Annotated in this window: 1 protein-coding gene; it reads left to right on the top strand. The window is 76.3% G+C overall.

Annotation, left to right across the window (positions count from 1 at the left end; genetic code table 11):
- Nucleotides 1–105: 105 nt before the first annotated feature.
- A partial coding sequence (locus tag ACFXGA_RS39790) for a hypothetical protein (protein WP_378098254.1) occupies nucleotides 106–510 on the top strand: 405 nt, incomplete at its 3' end.

The following is a 510-nucleotide window of genomic DNA, read 5'->3' as shown; positions in this document are numbered from 1 at the left end:
GTCGGGGGCTCGGGGCGCCGGCGCTGGTGGCTGGCGTCGTGGGGGAACTCGGGGGCGGGGGCGCCCCCCCGGCCCCCCCACCCCCCGTCCGCAGGGGGAGCGCGTGTGGCCGATGTGATCACCACCGAGTTGGCGTCGCACGTGTTGGTGCGCGTGGCGGCGTTGCCCTACCCGGAATCCCCGGCGGGCGCGACGGCTTTCCGTGCGGCGATGACGGCCGCGGTCGCAGCGCATTCCCGTGTTCGGGGGCTCGCGGCGGAGGTGACCGACGCGTTGCACGACAGCGCCGGTCGTCACGGTGCCGAGTTCCACCGGCGGGTGGTGTTGCCGCTGCGGCGGGATGTGCACAACGACCGTGCTCCCCGTCCCGCGTTGCTGGCCGAGTTGGGTGACCTGCCGGTGCGGGTGCCGTCGGTGGCGCGGTGGTTGGCCGAACGTGCGGCGCTGGACGTGGCGATCGGGGCGGTGGCGGTGGCGTGGCCGGGCGCGTTGGCGGCCGAGCGCGTGGTG

The sequence above is a fragment of the Actinosynnema sp. NPDC059335 genome (genome assembly GCF_042752395.1).
In the GTDB taxonomy this organism is placed as follows: Bacteria; Actinomycetota; Actinomycetes; order Mycobacteriales; family Pseudonocardiaceae; genus Actinosynnema.
Note: the sequence above shows the minus strand (reverse complement) of the source record. Positions and strands in the feature narration are given on the sequence as shown.